At 39.2% G+C, this 434-nt stretch carries 1 protein-coding gene; it reads left to right on the forward strand.

Annotation, left to right across the window (positions count from 1 at the left end; genetic code table 11):
• Window positions 1-434, forward strand: a 434-nt coding sequence (locus tag E1163_RS00075) for a TolC family protein (RefSeq protein ID WP_155168509.1), incomplete at both ends; no start/stop codon positions are given.

Below are 434 nucleotides of genomic sequence, written 5' to 3' on the forward strand. Positions count from 1 at the left end.
ATATTGAAGTAAAACAGGCACGTTGGAGCTGGCTTGATGACTGGAGAGTACAGGGTAACTTAAATGAATTTACTATTAACGAAAGCGCTGACGTTGGTGATCGGGCACAATTTTTCCCTAAGTACAACGTAACAGGGATGATCAGGTTGAGCTATTTCGTAGATATACCCCTGGAGGTAAAGAAGAAGAAACAGGAAGTACTAATTGCCAAATCCAATATTAACCAACAGAAGCTCGCGATCAGGGCAGAAGTTCTTACCCGCTATCAGACTTATCTGATGAATCGAGAGTTGCTTAAAATACAGACTGAAATAGTAGAAGACCTTTATGCCTCACTTTCACTTGCTGAGCAGCAATTTAAGAACGGTGAAATAACTTTGAACGCATATAATATTCAGCAGGATAGGTATAACAACCAAAGAGTAAAACAAATT

Source organism: Fulvivirga kasyanovii, assembly GCF_009711405.1.
In the GTDB taxonomy this organism is placed as follows: Bacteria; Bacteroidota; Bacteroidia; order Cytophagales; family Cyclobacteriaceae; genus Fulvivirga; species Fulvivirga kasyanovii.